The organism is Devosia sp. SD17-2, from assembly GCF_029201565.1.
Taxonomy (GTDB): domain Bacteria; phylum Pseudomonadota; class Alphaproteobacteria; order Rhizobiales; family Devosiaceae; genus Devosia.
The window spans coordinates 1583926-1598653 of sequence record NZ_CP104002.1; the positions used below are offsets into that span (position 1 = coordinate 1583926).

General features: G+C 62.9%; 12 protein-coding genes. 8 read left to right on the forward strand and 4 right to left on the reverse strand.

All coding sequences use genetic code 11. From position 1 onward, the window contains the following. Positions 1–56 precede the first annotated feature (56 nt). Positions 57–2225: an AI-2E family transporter gene (locus NYQ88_RS07725; protein ID WP_275654362.1), complete on the reverse strand. Its 2169-nt coding sequence runs from the start codon at positions 2223–2225 to the stop codon at positions 57–59. 211 nt (positions 2226–2436) lie between these two features. Here NYQ88_RS07725 and ettA point away from each other — a divergent pair, with 211 nt between their 5' ends. Further along, positions 2437–4092, forward strand: a complete 1656-nt coding sequence (gene ettA, locus NYQ88_RS07730; protein WP_275654363.1) for an energy-dependent translational throttle protein EttA — start codon at positions 2437–2439, stop codon at positions 4090–4092. Between the two features lie 64 nt (positions 4093–4156). Here the strand turns inward: ettA and NYQ88_RS07735 are convergent, their stop codons facing one another. Then, positions 4157–5014: an AraC family transcriptional regulator gene (locus tag NYQ88_RS07735; protein ID WP_275654364.1), complete on the reverse strand. Its 858-nt coding sequence runs from the start codon at positions 5012–5014 to the stop codon at positions 4157–4159. 139 nt (positions 5015–5153) lie between these two features. On the opposite strand from NYQ88_RS07735, the gene NYQ88_RS07740 reads away from it, so the two are divergent. From NYQ88_RS07740 to NYQ88_RS07750, 3 genes are all read left to right on the forward strand, one after another. Continuing rightward, positions 5154–6086, forward strand: a complete 933-nt coding sequence (locus tag NYQ88_RS07740; protein WP_275654870.1) for a phytanoyl-CoA dioxygenase family protein — start codon at positions 5154–5156, stop codon at positions 6084–6086. Positions 6087–6241: 155 nt separating this feature from the next. Then, on the forward strand, positions 6242–6580 hold the full coding sequence (locus tag NYQ88_RS07745; RefSeq protein ID WP_275654365.1) for a hypothetical protein: 339 nt from the start codon (positions 6242–6244) through the stop codon (positions 6578–6580). 50 nt (positions 6581–6630) lie between these two features. After that, the gene (locus tag NYQ88_RS07750) at positions 6631–7479 is read left to right on the forward strand and encodes an alpha/beta hydrolase (protein WP_275654366.1); all 849 of its coding nucleotides are present in this window, start codon (positions 6631–6633) and stop codon (positions 7477–7479) included. Positions 7480–7632: 153 nt separating this feature from the next. Here the strand turns inward: NYQ88_RS07750 and NYQ88_RS07755 are convergent, their stop codons facing one another. Next, on the reverse strand, positions 7633–8082 hold the full coding sequence (locus NYQ88_RS07755; RefSeq protein ID WP_275654367.1) for a host attachment protein: 450 nt from the start codon (positions 8080–8082) through the stop codon (positions 7633–7635). 135 nt (positions 8083–8217) lie between these two features. Continuing rightward, on the reverse strand, positions 8218–9129 hold the full coding sequence (locus NYQ88_RS07760) for a hydrogen peroxide-inducible genes activator (RefSeq protein WP_275654368.1): 912 nt from the start codon (positions 9127–9129) through the stop codon (positions 8218–8220). Between the two features lie 93 nt (positions 9130–9222). Between NYQ88_RS07760 and katG the strand changes: the two genes are divergently transcribed. The 4 genes from katG (at position 9223) to metF (ending at position 14714) form a co-directional block, all read left to right on the forward strand. After that, the gene (gene katG / locus NYQ88_RS07765) at positions 9223–11427 is read left to right on the forward strand and encodes a catalase/peroxidase HPI (RefSeq protein WP_275654369.1); all 2205 of its coding nucleotides are present in this window, start codon (positions 9223–9225) and stop codon (positions 11425–11427) included. 275 nt (positions 11428–11702) lie between these two features. Beyond that, positions 11703–12740 (forward strand): DUF2336 domain-containing protein, encoded by a 1038-nt coding sequence (locus tag NYQ88_RS07770; protein ID WP_275654370.1) that lies wholly within the window; start codon positions 11703–11705, stop codon positions 12738–12740. A gap of 111 nt (positions 12741–12851) precedes the next feature. Further along, positions 12852–13802 carry a metalloregulator ArsR/SmtB family transcription factor gene (locus tag NYQ88_RS07775; RefSeq protein WP_275654371.1) on the forward strand — a complete coding sequence of 317 codons (951 nt, stop codon included), beginning with the start codon at positions 12852–12854 and terminating at the stop codon, positions 13800–13802. Positions 13803–13814: 12 nt separating this feature from the next. Then, positions 13815–14714 (forward strand): methylenetetrahydrofolate reductase [NAD(P)H], encoded by a 900-nt coding sequence (gene metF / locus NYQ88_RS07780; RefSeq protein ID WP_275654372.1) that lies wholly within the window; start codon positions 13815–13817, stop codon positions 14712–14714. Positions 14715–14728 lie beyond the last annotated feature (14 nt).

Below are 14728 nucleotides of genomic sequence, written 5' to 3' on the forward strand. Positions count from 1 at the left end.
ACAAGCAAACACCTCCCCGAAACGAGGAGGTGTTGCATTGCGCAGGGGGGCGGAAATCAGCCGAACTTGACGACCAGCTCGTCGGCCTTGGCCTTGAGCCGGGCGATATCCGCCTCGGAGAACTCATGCTGTTCGTAGTCCTGGAGGGCCAGAACGCCGACAACTGACCCGTCTGCCAGCACCAGCGGCGCGGCGGCGAAGAAGTCGATACCGTTGGTAACGAGATAGGCGTTGTCCCCGTCGATACTGTCCGACTGGGAGTTATGGATCACCAGCACATCGCCCTTTTCGACGGCCATGCGGGTGAGCTCTGCCGCGTCTTCGTCCTCGAGGTGACGCTCATCGTCGGTGAGATTGATGAGCGCAACGGGGACGTCGAATTCATCGGCGATGGCGTCAAGGGCATTGCCCAGGGCGTCGTCGCCGCGACCGAGCCCGGCGAAGGGCTGGGCCTTGATGGCCTGGCGGTTCTTGACGGGGGCCTGGGCGGCCTTGATGGCGTCAGCCGCCTTGTCGAGGTCGCGGTAGAGGGCGTCGACATGGAGGAGATCAGCCGTTTCCTCGCCGGCCGCTGCGTTGAGCAGGACGACGGCGATGCGGACCTCGGGGTCCATGCGTCGGATGCGCCGGGCGACATAGCGGCACTGGGCACGGATGTCGGCGCCCATGAACATCAGGACCACGGTGTGCACGGGTTCGAGTTCGAGCCGGCCGATGGCTTCCTGGCGGATAGCGCCGGGGGGGAGGACCGAGACGCCGAGCTTGTCGTCGAGCAGCTTCATGCCGAGCAGGCGGGCCGCGGCCTCGTCGATTTCGGTGCGGCCGCCGATGAGCATGATCGGGGCCTCGTCCTGCCAGACCGGCTCGACGACATTGTTGAGAACGGCCTCGAAAGTGGCGATGAGCTGGCGGCGCTGCGGCACGGATTCGGGGCGATCCGGCAGTTCTGCCGTGGCCATGCGCAGGGTGGGGAGCATGACATCATCGACCCATTTTTCGCGGTCGTGCTCTTCGAGATAATCCTCGGAGAGATCGATGGCGTCCTCGGTCTTGCCGTTGAGCATGCGCTGGTACAGCCGCTCATGGGTCGAGAGCACCGGCTCGCTGCCGAGAAGGGTCTCGAGGAACTGGAACTGGGGCAGGTGGCGTCCGACAACCACAAGAACCACAGTCATGGGCGTGGCAAGGATGAGGCCGACCGGCCCCCAGAGGGTCGCCCAAAACATGGCCGAAAGCAGGATGGCGATAGGCGAGACGCCGGTGCTGGAGCCGTAAAGGCGCGGCTCGATGACGTTGGCCGTGGTGAGGTCGATGACGACGAAGAGCCCGACCGCCATCAGCAGCATGTTCCAGCCGGGATCGACGGCGAAGGTCAGGGTAAAGGGCACGATGGCGATGATGAGCGCGCCAACGAAGGGAATATAGCGGAACAGAATGATCAGGAGGCCCCAGAGCGGAGCGCTCGGCACACCGATCAGCCAGAGGCCAATGCCGAAGATGATGCCGTAGGTTGTGTTCACCATCAGCTGGATGATGAGATAGCGGCCGACACGCCTGCTGGCGTCGGAAATGGCAAGGTTGGTCAGCGAATAGCGGCCGGCGCTGACGAGGCGAATGAAACGCTCCTGCATGTCGGCGCGGCCCATCAGCAGGAAAATCAGAAAGACGGTGACGATGGCGGCGGTGGCGATGGGGCCGACAATGGAGCCCATGACCGAAGTGATCACCGCCAGTGGCCCGATGTCGTTTGAAATGGTGACGGGGATCGGGCGCATCTGGCCCGGTTCTGCGGGCGCGCCAGTGGAGTCGCCGTTAAAACCATCCCCGAGGCTCGACATCATGCCGGTGATCTGGTCGAGCCAGGTCATGCCGCCGAACTGTTCCTGCAGGCCCTCGATCTTGGTCTGCATGATGGAGCGGTAGCCAGGGAGTTCCTGCACCAGGTTGGCAATCTGCAATCCGGCCATGACGGCAAAGCCGGCGAGGGCGGCCACGGCGATCAGCACCGCAAGGATAACGGCAACCGGATCGGGCAGGTGGAGGCGCCGGTTCATCCAGCTGACGAGCGGATTGAGGGCAAAGGCCAGAAGAATGGCCAGAACCAGCGGCACAAAAATCCCTGCACCGAGATAAAGCAGGGTCGCAGTTATAGCAAAGGTGGCAATGGCTTCGAATGCATTGAGGCGCCGGCGTGGAACCGGCACAATTTCAGGATATGTGTTCAATTTGGAGGTCTCCCCAAGCAACCCGGAAAACTAACACGGGATAGACTTGGTTCCCCTCCGGCGGGGCAGGGTGCATTATAACGCGCCGACGCGACATTTCAGCCGATTGTGCGGGATCATGGGGCCGCAGTGACGGCCAGCCGTTGCTCCCTTGTGCGGCATGGCCTACATAGACGGCCAACTCCCGTTACGCATAAGAGGCAAGGACGCAATGGCGCGCCAGTTTATTTATCACATGCACGGAATGTCGAAGGCTTATGCCGGCGGCAAAAAGGTGCTGGATAATATCCATCTGTCTTTCTACCCCGATGCCAAGATCGGCATCCTGGGCCCGAACGGCTCGGGTAAGTCGACCCTGCTCAAGATCATGGCCGGCATCGACACCGAGTTCACCGGTGAAGCCTGGGCTGCCGATGGCGCCAAGATCGGCTATCTGGCGCAGGAACCGCAGCTTGATCCGAACCTCGACGTGCTGGGCAATGTCATGCTCGGCGTCAAGGAGAAGAAGGCCGTCATCGATCGCTACAACGAGCTGATGATGGACTATTCGGACGAGACCGCTGACGAAGCGGCCAAGCTCCAGGATGTCATCGACAGCCAGAACCTGTGGGATCTCGAATCCCAGGTCGAAGTGGCGATGGAAGCCCTCGGTTGCCCTCCGGGCGATTCTTCGGTCGAGAACCTCTCGGGCGGTGAAAAGCGTCGCGTCGCGCTCTGCGCGCTGCTGCTCAGCAAGCCTGACCTGCTGCTGCTCGACGAACCGACCAACCATCTCGACGCCGAAACCACCGCATGGCTCGAACGCCATCTGCGTGAATTCGAAGGCGCCGTGCTCATCATCACCCACGATCGCTACTTCCTGGATAACGTCACCGGCTGGATCCTCGAGCTCGATCGCGGCCGCGGCGTTCCCTACGAGGGCAATTACTCCGCTTACCTCGATGCCAAGGCCAAGCGCTTTGCGCAGGAAAAGAGCGAAGATGCGGCCCGCGCAAAGGTGCTGGAACGTGAAAAGGAATGGATGGGCATGTCGCCTCAGGCACGCCAGTCCAAGTCCAAGGCACGTATCAAGGCCTATGACGAACTGGTCAAGCTCAACGACGCCCGTACCATGTCGCATACCGCCCAGATCATCATTCCGCCGGGCGAACGCCTCGGCCAGAACGTGATCACTGTGGAAGGCGTGTCGAAGTCCTTCGGCGATCGCCTGCTGATCGACAATCTCTCGTTCAAGCTGCCGCCGGGTGGTATCGTGGGCATCATCGGCCCGAACGGCGCCGGCAAGACCACGCTCTTCAAGATGCTGACCGGTCAGGAAAAGCCGGATTCGGGCACCATCACCGTGGCCGAGAACGTGCACCTCGGCTATGTCGACCAGAGCCGCGACTCCCTCGATCCGAACAAGACCGTCTGGGAAGAAATCTCCGGCGGCGACGATGTGCTGATGCTCGGCAAGCGCGAGATGAATTCTCGTGCGTATACCTCGACCTTCAACTTCAAGGGCGGGGACCAGCAGCAGAAGGTCGGCAATCTTTCGGGTGGCCAGCGTAACCGCGTGCACCTTGCCAAGATGCTCAAGGCCGGCTCGAACGTGCTCCTCCTCGACGAACCGACCAACGACCTCGACACCGAAACCCTTGCCGCGCTCGAAGAGGCGCTCGAGGAATTCGCCGGTTGCGCCGTTATCATCAGCCACGATCGCATGTTCCTCGATCGTCTGGCGACCCACATGCTGGCCTTTGAAGGCGACAGCCACGTGGAATGGTTCGAAGGCAACTTCCAGGACTACGAGGCCGACAAGGTCCGCCGTCTCGGCGCCGACGCGGTCAACCCGAAGCGCGCAACGTATAAGCCGCTGACCCGCTAAGCAGTTTTGTGTTGAAACGAATTCTGGCCGGCTCCGACACTGTCGGGGCCGGTTTTTTATTCACTCACCCCCTGAACCGTCCCCGATACGCCCTCGGCGTCATGCCGCGCAGGGTTTGAAAATGGCGGTTGAAGTTGGCGAGGGAGGCGTAGCCGACAGAGTTGGCGATGTGCTGAATCGGCTGGTCGGTGGAGGAGAGGCGGGCGCAGGCGTCGGCGATGCGCAGGCGGATGAGATATTGCGAGATGGTCGTCTGGGTGTGTTTCAAGAACATGCGGTGGAGGCCGGAGGCACTAAGGGCGGCGAGATCGGCGAGGGTGTCTAGCCGGATCAGTTCGGCGTGATGGGCGTGGATATGGGCGAGGACGCGGTCGATGCGGGCGCGACTGGTCTGATCGGCGGGGGCGGCGCTGCTGGTGGAGAGCGCGGTGGCGTCCCGGTCACGAGCGAGGGTGAGGAGCAGGTCCAGCAGGCTGAAAAGACGCTGTTCCGGCGGCTGATCGAACAGCGCCTCGTAGCGCTGGCGCAGGGCGCTGGCGGTGGCTGCGGGGAAGTGGAGGCCGTGGCGGGCGCGGGTGATGAGATCGCGCAAGGGGGCGAGTTCGACTGAAGTCGCCGCCATCTGCTCAAGCCAGTCGGGGCCGAACCAGAGCACAAGGGCAACATGGGGCTGGGTAGGGTCGATGGCCTCGGTAGAAGCCCAGGTGTGAGGGAGATTGCCGCCGACAAGGATCAGGTCGTCGTGGTCATAGGGAGCGGCGTGATCGCCGATAAAGCGCTGGCCGCGGGAGTTGAGCGTGAGGGTGAGCTCCATCTCCGGGTGATGATGCCACTGGAAGGGGATGCCTTCGGGCAGGCGGCGATTGAGCATGGCCCAGGAGGCGCCGTCGGCCGCCGCGAGCTTTTCGAGATAGGGCTTCATCTGGCGCTTATCCGCTTGCTAACGCCAGAATAGTATCAGAACTGGCAAGTTGCCGACAACATCGGCCGCGTCGGGCCCGCTAGTGTGCTGCTACCGAATGATCGGGAGCGAGACATGGGAGAGTTCCGACATGCAGACCATGGCCAATGCGATGAAGCGCGACAGCCATCCGACCACCAATGCAACCGTCCAGCTCAAGGATATTCAGAAGCGCCTGCCGCTGCGGGTGTTGTCGGAGGCGGATTGGCAGCAGTGGACAACCAAGGGTTATGTGATCGTGCGGCAGGCGGTGCCTGCGGCCAATGTCGAACGGCTTGCGGATCTGCTCTGGAAATTTGACGAAAAGGACCCGAACGACCAGTCCACCTGGTATGCGCCGCAGCGGCGCGATCACATCATGAAGGAGCTGAACGGCACCGGCATGCTGGAGATCTATAATCACCAGTATCTGTGGGACAACCGGATGGAGCAGCGCATCTACGATGTGTTCGTCGACATCTGGGACCGCGAGGATCTGTGGGTGACGATCGACCGGGCTAACCTTAATCCGCCCAAGAAGGTAAAGGGCAATCCCAACGGTTTTATCCATTGGGACGTCGATACCTCCATCGTTCCGCCGCCGATTGGGGTGCAGGCGGTGCTCAGTTTGAAAAAGCAGGATGGCGACGTCGGGGGCTTCCAGTGCGTGCCCTATCTCTTCGAGCATTTTGACGAATGGGTGAAAACCCAGCCTGCCGATCGCGATCCGATGCATCCGGACATGACTGGCCTCAGCGTCGTCAATATCGACATGGAGCCGGGCGATCTGATGATCTTCAATTCGCTCCTGGCCCATGGTGTGCGGCCCAATCACTCCGAAAACCGCGTGCGTATGGCGCAGTATATTTCGATGCATCCGGCCGAGTTCGACAACGCCGAAGAGCGCGAGGAACGCATTCGCCTGTGGCGCGAGCGGGACCATCCGCGGCGCGATGCCTTTCCGGGCGACCCGCGGGAGTGGGAAAAGCACAATGCCGAAACGGCGAAGCTGACGCCGCTGGGCGAAAAGCTTCTCGGGCTGACCCGCTGGTGATTTTGGAGGCAGGGCGAGCGTTGCCGCCCTGCCTCTCCCTTTACCAAACCGCCAGAAGGCTTCCGAAAACGCGTTGGGTTTGGCTGAATTTGTGCAATATGCTCGGCCAGATCGGGGCTTAGCGCCCTTACAGGTTTGCCGTTTTGGGGGAATGGATGAAGAGGATCTTGACGGGGGCGGTGCTGCTAGGCGGCCTTGCCCTCGCCGCGCCGGCAGGGGCAGCGCCCGGGCTGTGCGAAATGACGGACTATGACAGCTTCGACTGCGACGTGAGTGTCGATGGTGGCGGGCTGACATTCGCGCTCCCGGACGGTCAGGTTTTTGCGTTTGCATTGACGGCGGACAATGAGGGGCAGGGCTATCGGATTTCCGCCGATGCACGGCCCGGCCAGGTGCCGGTCGAGCTCGGCGTGTTTGCGCCCATCGCTGATGAGCCAGGGTGCTGGTTCGGCGCGCGATATGACATCCGCTTTTGTGCCATGGTGCTGCAGTAGTCTGGCCCAAGCCCTATAGCGAATAAATCCAGTTCCATTGGAGCGCTGCCATGACCGGCGAACCCTTTGTCATAAAAACGGGTGGCGCCGTGCTGCCCGGCGTGTCGCTCGGCGAGGGATTGCCCGTCGTGTTTCTGCACGCCGGCGTCTGCGACTACCGCATGTGGGAGCAGCAGATGGCTCTGGCGGCCGAGATGGGCTGGCGCGCCATTGCCTACGACCGGCGCGGCTATGGCGGGGCGGAAAGCCCGGACGAGAAATTCAGCCACCTTGATGATCTCGAGGCGGTGCTTGAGGCGCTCGATATCCAAGCGGCGATCTTTGTCGGCTGCTCTCTCGGCGGCGGGCTGGCGATCGACTATGCGCTGCGCCATCCAGGTCGCGTTATCGGCCTTGTGCTGATCGGCACCTCGGTGACCGGCGCGCCGTGGACGGCGACGCAGGCCGAGGAAGCCATCGAGATGGCGGAAGAGGATGCCTGGGAGCGGGGCGATCTCGACCTCCTCAACAGGGTCCAGGCGCATGAGTGGCTGGATGGTCCTCGCGGGCCAAGCGGCCGTGTGGGCGGAGCGGCGCGGGCGCTGTTTCTCGACATGAATGCGCGGGCGCTGAGCAAGCCGCCGCTGACGCAGGAAGAAGAGCGCGAGTCAGCCTGGTCGCGTGTTGGCGAGATCAATGCGCCATCGCTGCTGATCGTCGGCGACGAGGATTTTACCGCGCTGGTGGACAGGCATGAGCACCTCTCGGAGACCATGCCGAACGCCTATGCGCTGGTGATGGAAGGGGTTGCCCATGTCCCCAGCATCGAGCGGCCCGATCTCATCAACCGGATGCTGGAAGAGTTTCTCGACGCCTTCAGCGGCGATGATGACGATGATGATGAGGATGACGCGGAATAGGATAGGCCGCGCGGCTGATGCCTTGATTCAACGGGCTGATGTCTTGAATCACTTGCCGGAGGAAGTGATTCCGGATCGTGAGATAAGTTTTTGATGTTGCAGTGGTTTCTGAGGATGGTCCGGCGCCCAGGGGAGGGCGCCGGGCCATTTGCGTCAGACGGCGATGATGCCGTCGAAATGCTTGCTCAGCTGCGGTGTGGGGAGGTTGGTCAGGTCCTTGTCGAGCTCGGCGAGGACCAGCTTCTTGGAGTGATCGGACAGCTGCTTGCGAAAATTGCCCAAGGCAATCGGGGCTGCGGCAATCACCAGGCGATCAAAGGAACCATCGAGCGCCTTACGGTCGACCTCCTGGGCGACGGTGCGGACGAATTCGGCTTCGCGGTGGTCGGCCGCGTCGGTGCGCGGCTCCATGGCACTGCGGCCTGCGCCAGCTGAAGAAAATCCGCGGCCGGGTTTGTCGGTGTTGATGTCCTGGCTCTGCAGGGGCGCGATGGCCCATTCAAGACCATTGACGCTGGACAGGCCCTTGCCGGGGCCATTGTGCTCCAGGATGCGGGCCTGGGTGCCGTTTGCGATCAAGATCCAGGTGATGGGCTTTTTCATCTGCTTCTCCTCAGTTTAGACGGGCCCGGTCGCAGCCGTCTGGCCACGATCGTTCAGAGGCAAACGTCCTACTGATGAAAAGGTTGGGCCTGACAGGTGGCAGATCAATGGCGCGTCAGGATTAATCGGAAAAGGTCAGGCCGGTTGGGCCAGTTCTTCGTCGCGGGTCGAGCGGACGATGCCGGCGATCTGCTCGAAAATCCGTCCGTATGGGGTGGCCTCGCGCCAGACGAGGCGCAGCTGGCGGCCGGCGGCCGGATCATTGAGGCGATGGATGGCGATGCGCGGGTCGCTGCTTTCCTTGTCGACGGCGATCTCGGGCAAGAGGGTGACGCCCTGACCATTGGCCACGAACTGCACGATGGTGGAGAGCGAGGTGGCCGCAAAGGTGCGGCTGTTGCGATCTCCGTCGAGCCGGCAGGCGGCAATGGACTGGTCGCGAAAACAATGCCCCTCGTCGAGAAGCAGGATGCGCTCGGGCGGGATTTCGGTAAGCGAGACCGGCGTGTCGCTGGTTTCGCTGCGCGGCGTGGCGAGCACGAAGGCGTCGGCGAACAGGGGGGCGGTGACCAGGCGGGGGCCTGTGCGCGGCGGCTCGGTGGCGATGAGCGCAATATCGAGCGAGCCATCCTCGAGGCCGGCAAGAAGGGTTTCGGTGCGGCCCTCGCTGATCGCAAAGCGCATGTCCGGCAGATCGCGGATAAGGGCGGGAAAGACCTGCGGCAGGAGATAGGGCGCGACGGTGGGGATAAGGCCAAAGCGCAGCGGACGGTCAGGCCGGCCTCCGTGGCGGAGCGCGAAATTATTGAGCTTGTCGGCCGTTTCCACAGCGGCTTCCGCAAGGGTGATGAACTCCCGGCCAAAGGGGGTCAGACGGACGCCTGACTTGGTGCGGTCAAAGAGGGCCGTGCCACAGAGTTCCTCCAGCGCGAGTATCTGCTGGGAGAGCGCCGGCTGGGATACGGCGCTCGCCTCGGCGGCACGGCCGAAGTGACCGGCGCGGGCGACAGCAAGGGCGTAGCGCATCTGTTTGATGGTGATCGGCATGATAAGCACACCTTATCAAGCGTGGAGGAATTATCAATTGGCCTTATCGTGATCGGTGGGCTATGTGGTCCTCACAAAAGAAGGAGCCTCACCGTGGAAGACAATGTATTCCCCGACCAGCAAGACGCAGCGCCGGCCGGCAAGTGCCCGGTAAATCACGGTAAGCAGCAGACCGGTACGCAGAATCGCGACTGGTGGCCGAACCAGCTCGACCTGTCTGTGCTGCACCAGCACAGCATCAAGGCGAACCCGCTGGGTGCGGACTTCAACTATGCCGAGGAATTCAAGAAGCTCGACTATGAGGGCCTCAAGGCAGACCTCCGTCAGCTGATGACCGACAGCCAGGAATGGTGGCCGGCAGACTGGGGCCACTATGGTCCGTTCATGATCCGCATGGCCTGGCACTCTGCCGGTACCTATCGCGTGCAGGACGGTCGTGGCGGTGGCGGGGAAGGTCAGCAGCGCTTTGCGCCGCTCAACTCCTGGCCGGACAACGTCAACCTCGACAAGGCTCGTCGCCTGCTGTGGCCTATCAAGCAGAAGTACGGCAACCGTATCTCCTGGGCTGACCTGTTCATCCTGACCGGTAACGTCGCGCTCGAATCCATGGGCTTTGAAACCTTTGGTTTCGCCGGTGGCCGCGTCGATACCTGGGTTCCCGAGCTCGACATCTACTGGGGCCAGGAAGGCGAATGGCTCTCCGACGCCGAGCGCTACCAGGGTGAGCGCAAGCTCGATGATGCGCTCTCTGCCGTGCAGATGGGCCTCATCTATGTGAACCCCGAGGGCCCGGCCGGTAACCCCGATCCGCTGGCTTCGGCGCGCGACATTCGCGACACCTTCGCCCGCATGGCGATGGACGACTATGAGACCGTGGCGCTGATCGTTGGTGGCCACACCTTCGGCAAGACCCATGGTGCGGGCGACGCATCGCTGGTCGAGGCAGAGCCGGAAGGCGCGCCGATCGAAGCGCAGGGTCTGGGCTGGAACAACAAGTTCGGTTCGGGCAAGGGCGCTGACACCATCTCGTCGGGCCTCGAAGTCGTCTGGACCACCACGCCGACCCAGTGGAGCAACAACTTCCTCGAGAACCTTTATGGCTTCGAGTGGGAGCTGACGACCTCGCCGGCTGGCGCCAAGCAGTGGACTCCCAAGAATGGTGCCGGTGCCGGCACGGTTCCGGACGCCCATATCGAAGGCAAGTCCTGGGCTCCCAGCATGCTGACCTCCGATCTGGCGCTCCGCATGGACCCGGCCTACGACAAGATCTCCCGCCACTTCCTGGAAAACCCGGAAGAGCTGAAGGAAGCCTTCGCGCGCGCCTGGTTCAAGCTGACCCACCGCGACATGGGCCCGAAGGCTCGCTACATCGGTCCGGAAGTCCCGGCTGAAGACCTGCTCTGGCAGGATCCGCTTCCGGCCCGCGACTTCGCCCTCATCGACGCTGCCGATATTGCAGCGCTCAAGGGCGACATCGAAGCAACCGGCCTGTCGGTTTCGGAACTGGTTTCGACCGCCTGGGCGTCGGCTTCGACCTATCGCGGTTCGGACATGCGCGGTGGTGCAAACGGTGCGCGTATCCGTCTCGCGCCGCAGAAGGACTGGGCCGTCAACCAGCCCGAACAGCTGGCCCGCGTGCTCGAGGCTCTGGAAGAAGTCCAGACCGAGTTCAACGAGAGCCAGACCGGTTCGAAGCGCGTCTCCATGGCTGACCTGATCGTGCTGGCCGGTGTGGTCGGTGTCGAACTGGCTGCGCTGGATGCCGGTGTCGTCGTCGAAGTGCCGTTCACCCCGGGCCGCGTCGACGCGACCGACGAGCAGACCGACGCGGACAGCTTCAAGTGGCTTGAGCCGATGGCAGACGGTTTCCGCAACCACTACCTCAAGCAGCGCCTGTCGCCGGAATCCGCCCTCGTCGACCGCGCTCAGCTCCTTGGCCTCTCGGCTCCGGAAATGACCGTTCTGGTCGGTGGCCTGCGTGTGCTCAAGGCTGGCGTCAATGATCACGGCGTCTTCACCGACAGCCCGGAAGCGCTGACGAACGACTACTTCGTCAACCTGCTGGACATGTCCACCAAGTGGACCCCGGCCGGCGACAACCTCTACCAGGGTGTCGACCGCGCAACCGGCGAAGCCAAGTGGACCGCGACCCGCGCCGACCTGATCTTCGGCTCGCACAGCCAGCTGCGCGCCATCGCCGAAGTCTATGGCCAGGCTGACAATGCCGAGAAGTTCGTCAAGGACTTCGTGGCTGCCTGGACCAAGGTGATGAACGCCGACCGGTTCGATCTGGTCTGAGGTCTCGCATAGCGAAACCGAAAGGGCCCCGGGATTTTCCCGGGGCCTTTTTTTATATCGGCGCGCGGTTTAGGGCGCGATCGATCGAGCTTTATTCAACTTGTCTCTTCTGGCTTCAGCCGCGTGCAAGCGGAATGGCCCCAGTGTGATCGCCGATGCGCACGCCGTGGGAGTAGGCCAATGAATAAGTTTCACGCGGTAGCAGAGCATGTCTGGGGCCAGACGTGGTGAACGCAGAGGAAAGCCTTCCTGAGCGCGACCAGCTGTTTCGGAATATGGCGAAGCTTTTCAGCTATGTTTCCGACCGCTGCGATGATGCGGAGATGGCCCAGTACGACGAGGCGCTGTGCCTCCTGGCCGACCTGGTCGAGGTCGAGGCGCGCGCTCATGTCGCCAGTCTTCTGGCGCCGCTGAAGAGGGCGCCGGGCACGGCTGTGCTCAAGCTTGCCAATGACGACATCGAAGTTGCCCGACCGCTGCTGGAATTTTCCACTGTGCTCAGCGAGGACGATCTCATCGACATCGTCTCCAAGCAGAGCGAGGCACACCGGATGGCCATCGCCAGCCGGGCGGTAGTGCCGAAGCGGGTGGGCGAGGCCATCGTGCGGCATGGCGAGACCAGTTCCGTCGTGCGCCTCGTGCGCAATGAGAACGCCGCTTTCGGCGCGTCGACGCTCAAAACCCTGGTTGAACGGGCGCGGGGCAATTCCGAGATCGCCGAAGATCTGCGCAACCGCAGCGAGATCGACTGGAAATCGCTGCGCGGCGAGATCGAGTGGGCCGCCGACAAGGTCATGGAGAGCCTCGGCGAGACTGACGGGCGGCTCGATCCCGTTGCTGCGGGCAAGGTCAATGCGGTGGTCTACAACCGCATCCGTAACAAAGCCGGGTTCAACGGGCAGGAATGGAAGCTCGCCTATAACCAGGTGAAGGCTCTTTTCGACCGCAAGCAGCTGGACGAGCCGGCGATGACGCGCTTCGTGCGCTTTGCCTATGGTCACCATGTGGCCGCCGCCATGACGCTGACGCTGCGGGTGGCGCCGGAGATCGTGGTGAAGTGGCTGGCGAGCCAGGATTATGCAGCCGTCACCGTTGCCATGCGGGCACTGAAGACGGACGCGCAGCTGTTTGATGCCATTGTGGCGGTGTTGCCATGGCGGGACCTGCCGACGGACGCGGATCGCAGCATGGTCGCGAGCCGTTTTTCGGTGCTCAAGGAAGAGGAGGCCGCCCGGATTTTTGAGCTGTGGCGTGCCCATTCTTTCCGCCGCCGTACCGAAGCGCCGAACACGCGGGTGGCGATGCGCGCCTGAGGCACCGACCGGATAATGGGGAGATCTCGATACGAGATTTCCCCAGGCGCAATTTTCTCTGGACCAATCACTTTCGCCGGATATAAAGATATCTTTATATCAGGTGAGTGAATGAGCGATTTGAACGATTTGGTGGGTGTGCTGAGGGCGGCGGGCGAAGGCACGCGGTTACGTCTGCTCGCATTGCTCGCCGATGGCGATCATTCGGTCAAGGACCTGACCGAAATTCTGGACCAGAGCCAGCCGCGCGTTTCGCGCCATCTCAAGCTATTGGCCGACGCAGGCCTCGTGCAGCGCCACGCCGAAGGGGCCTGGGCGTATTATGGGCTCGCGCCCAGTGGCGACGGCGCCGAGCTCGCCCGCTGGCTGGTGGCGCGCCTTTCTCCCGATGATGCCGAGCGCCTCAGCGACAAGGCGCGGCAAGACGCGATCTTTTCGGCACAGCAGGCGCGGGCGGGGGCCTATTTCGCCAAGGTCGCCGACAGCTGGGACCTGCAGAAGACGCTGCATGTGCCCGAGGCAGCCGTGGAAGCGGCGATGCTCGAGGCTCTGGACGGGCGCACGGCCGATCTGCTGGTCGATCTCGGCACCGGCACCGGGCGCATGCTCGAAGTCCTGGCGCCACGTTTCCGGCGCGGTATCGGCATTGATTCCAGCCGGGAGATGCTGGCCGTCGCGCGGGCGCGCCTCGCCTCGTCGGGGCTGGCGCAGGCGCAGGTCCGGCTGGGCGATATTGCGGCCCTCGACCCGGCGATCGGCCCGGCCGACGTCATTACCATCCATCAGGTGCTACATTATTTCGACGATCCCGGGCGCATGCTGGCGCAGGCGAGACGCCTGCTTTCTCCCGGTGGCGACATTCTCATCGTCGACTTTGCACCACACGACCTCGAATTTCTCCGGACCGAACATGCCCACCGACGGCTTGGTCTCTCCGGGGAGCAGATGAACGCCTGGGCGGAGGCCGCCGACCTCGATGTGCGCGCCGTCCGGGAATTTCCGAGCAACACTTCTGATCGCGGGCTGACAGTGTGCCTGTGGCACCTCAGCGACCGCAAATAACGGATTAGATCAATGATCGACGACAATCTCCGCGCCAGCCGACTGACCGCCGACAAGCGCCCGGCGCTGCAGCTCAGCTTCGAATTCTTCCCGCCCAAGACGGACGCGATGGAAGAGCGCTTCTGGGAGAGCATCGGCAAGCTGGCCCCGCTTGGGCCGCGTTTTGTGTCGGTGACCTATGGCGCGGGTGGTTCGACCCGCGAGCGGACGCTGCGCATGGTCAGCCGCATTACGTCTGACACCGGCGTGCCGGCAGCGGCGCACCTGACCTGTGTTGGCGCCAGCCGCGCGGAAGTCGATGCGGTGGTCGAAGGTTACAAGGCCGCGGGCGTCAACAGCATCGTGGCGCTGCGCGGTGATCCGCCGGAAGGTGTCGGCCATCCGTTCACGCCACATCCCGATGGCTACAAAAACGCCGCCGACCTCGTCGCGGGCATCCGCAGGATCGGTGACTTCGACATTTCGGTCGCCGCCTATCCCGAAAAGCACCCGCAGAGTGCCGACTGGGATGCTGATATCGATAATTTGAAGCGCAAGCTCGATGCCGGTGCCGACCGGGCGATCACGCAGATGTTTTTCCGCAATTCGGACTATCTGCGTTTCCTCGAACGGGCCCGCAAGGCCGGGATCACCGCGCCGATCGTGCCGGGCATCCAGCCGATCCACAGCTTCAAGCAGATCTCCGGATTTGCGGCGCGCTGCGGAGCCTCGATCCCAGATTGGCTGGCCGAACGCTTTGAAGGGCTTGATGAAGATCCGGAAACCCATGCGCTCGTGGCGGCGGCGGTCGCGGCCGAGCAGGTGACGGAACTGCTCGACGAAGGCGTCACCGAGTTCCACTTCTATACGCTGAACCGCTCCAATCTGGTGCTGGCGCTCGCGCGCCTGCTGGGCCGCCGCTCGGACGGCTAAGAGGGAGGCGTTCA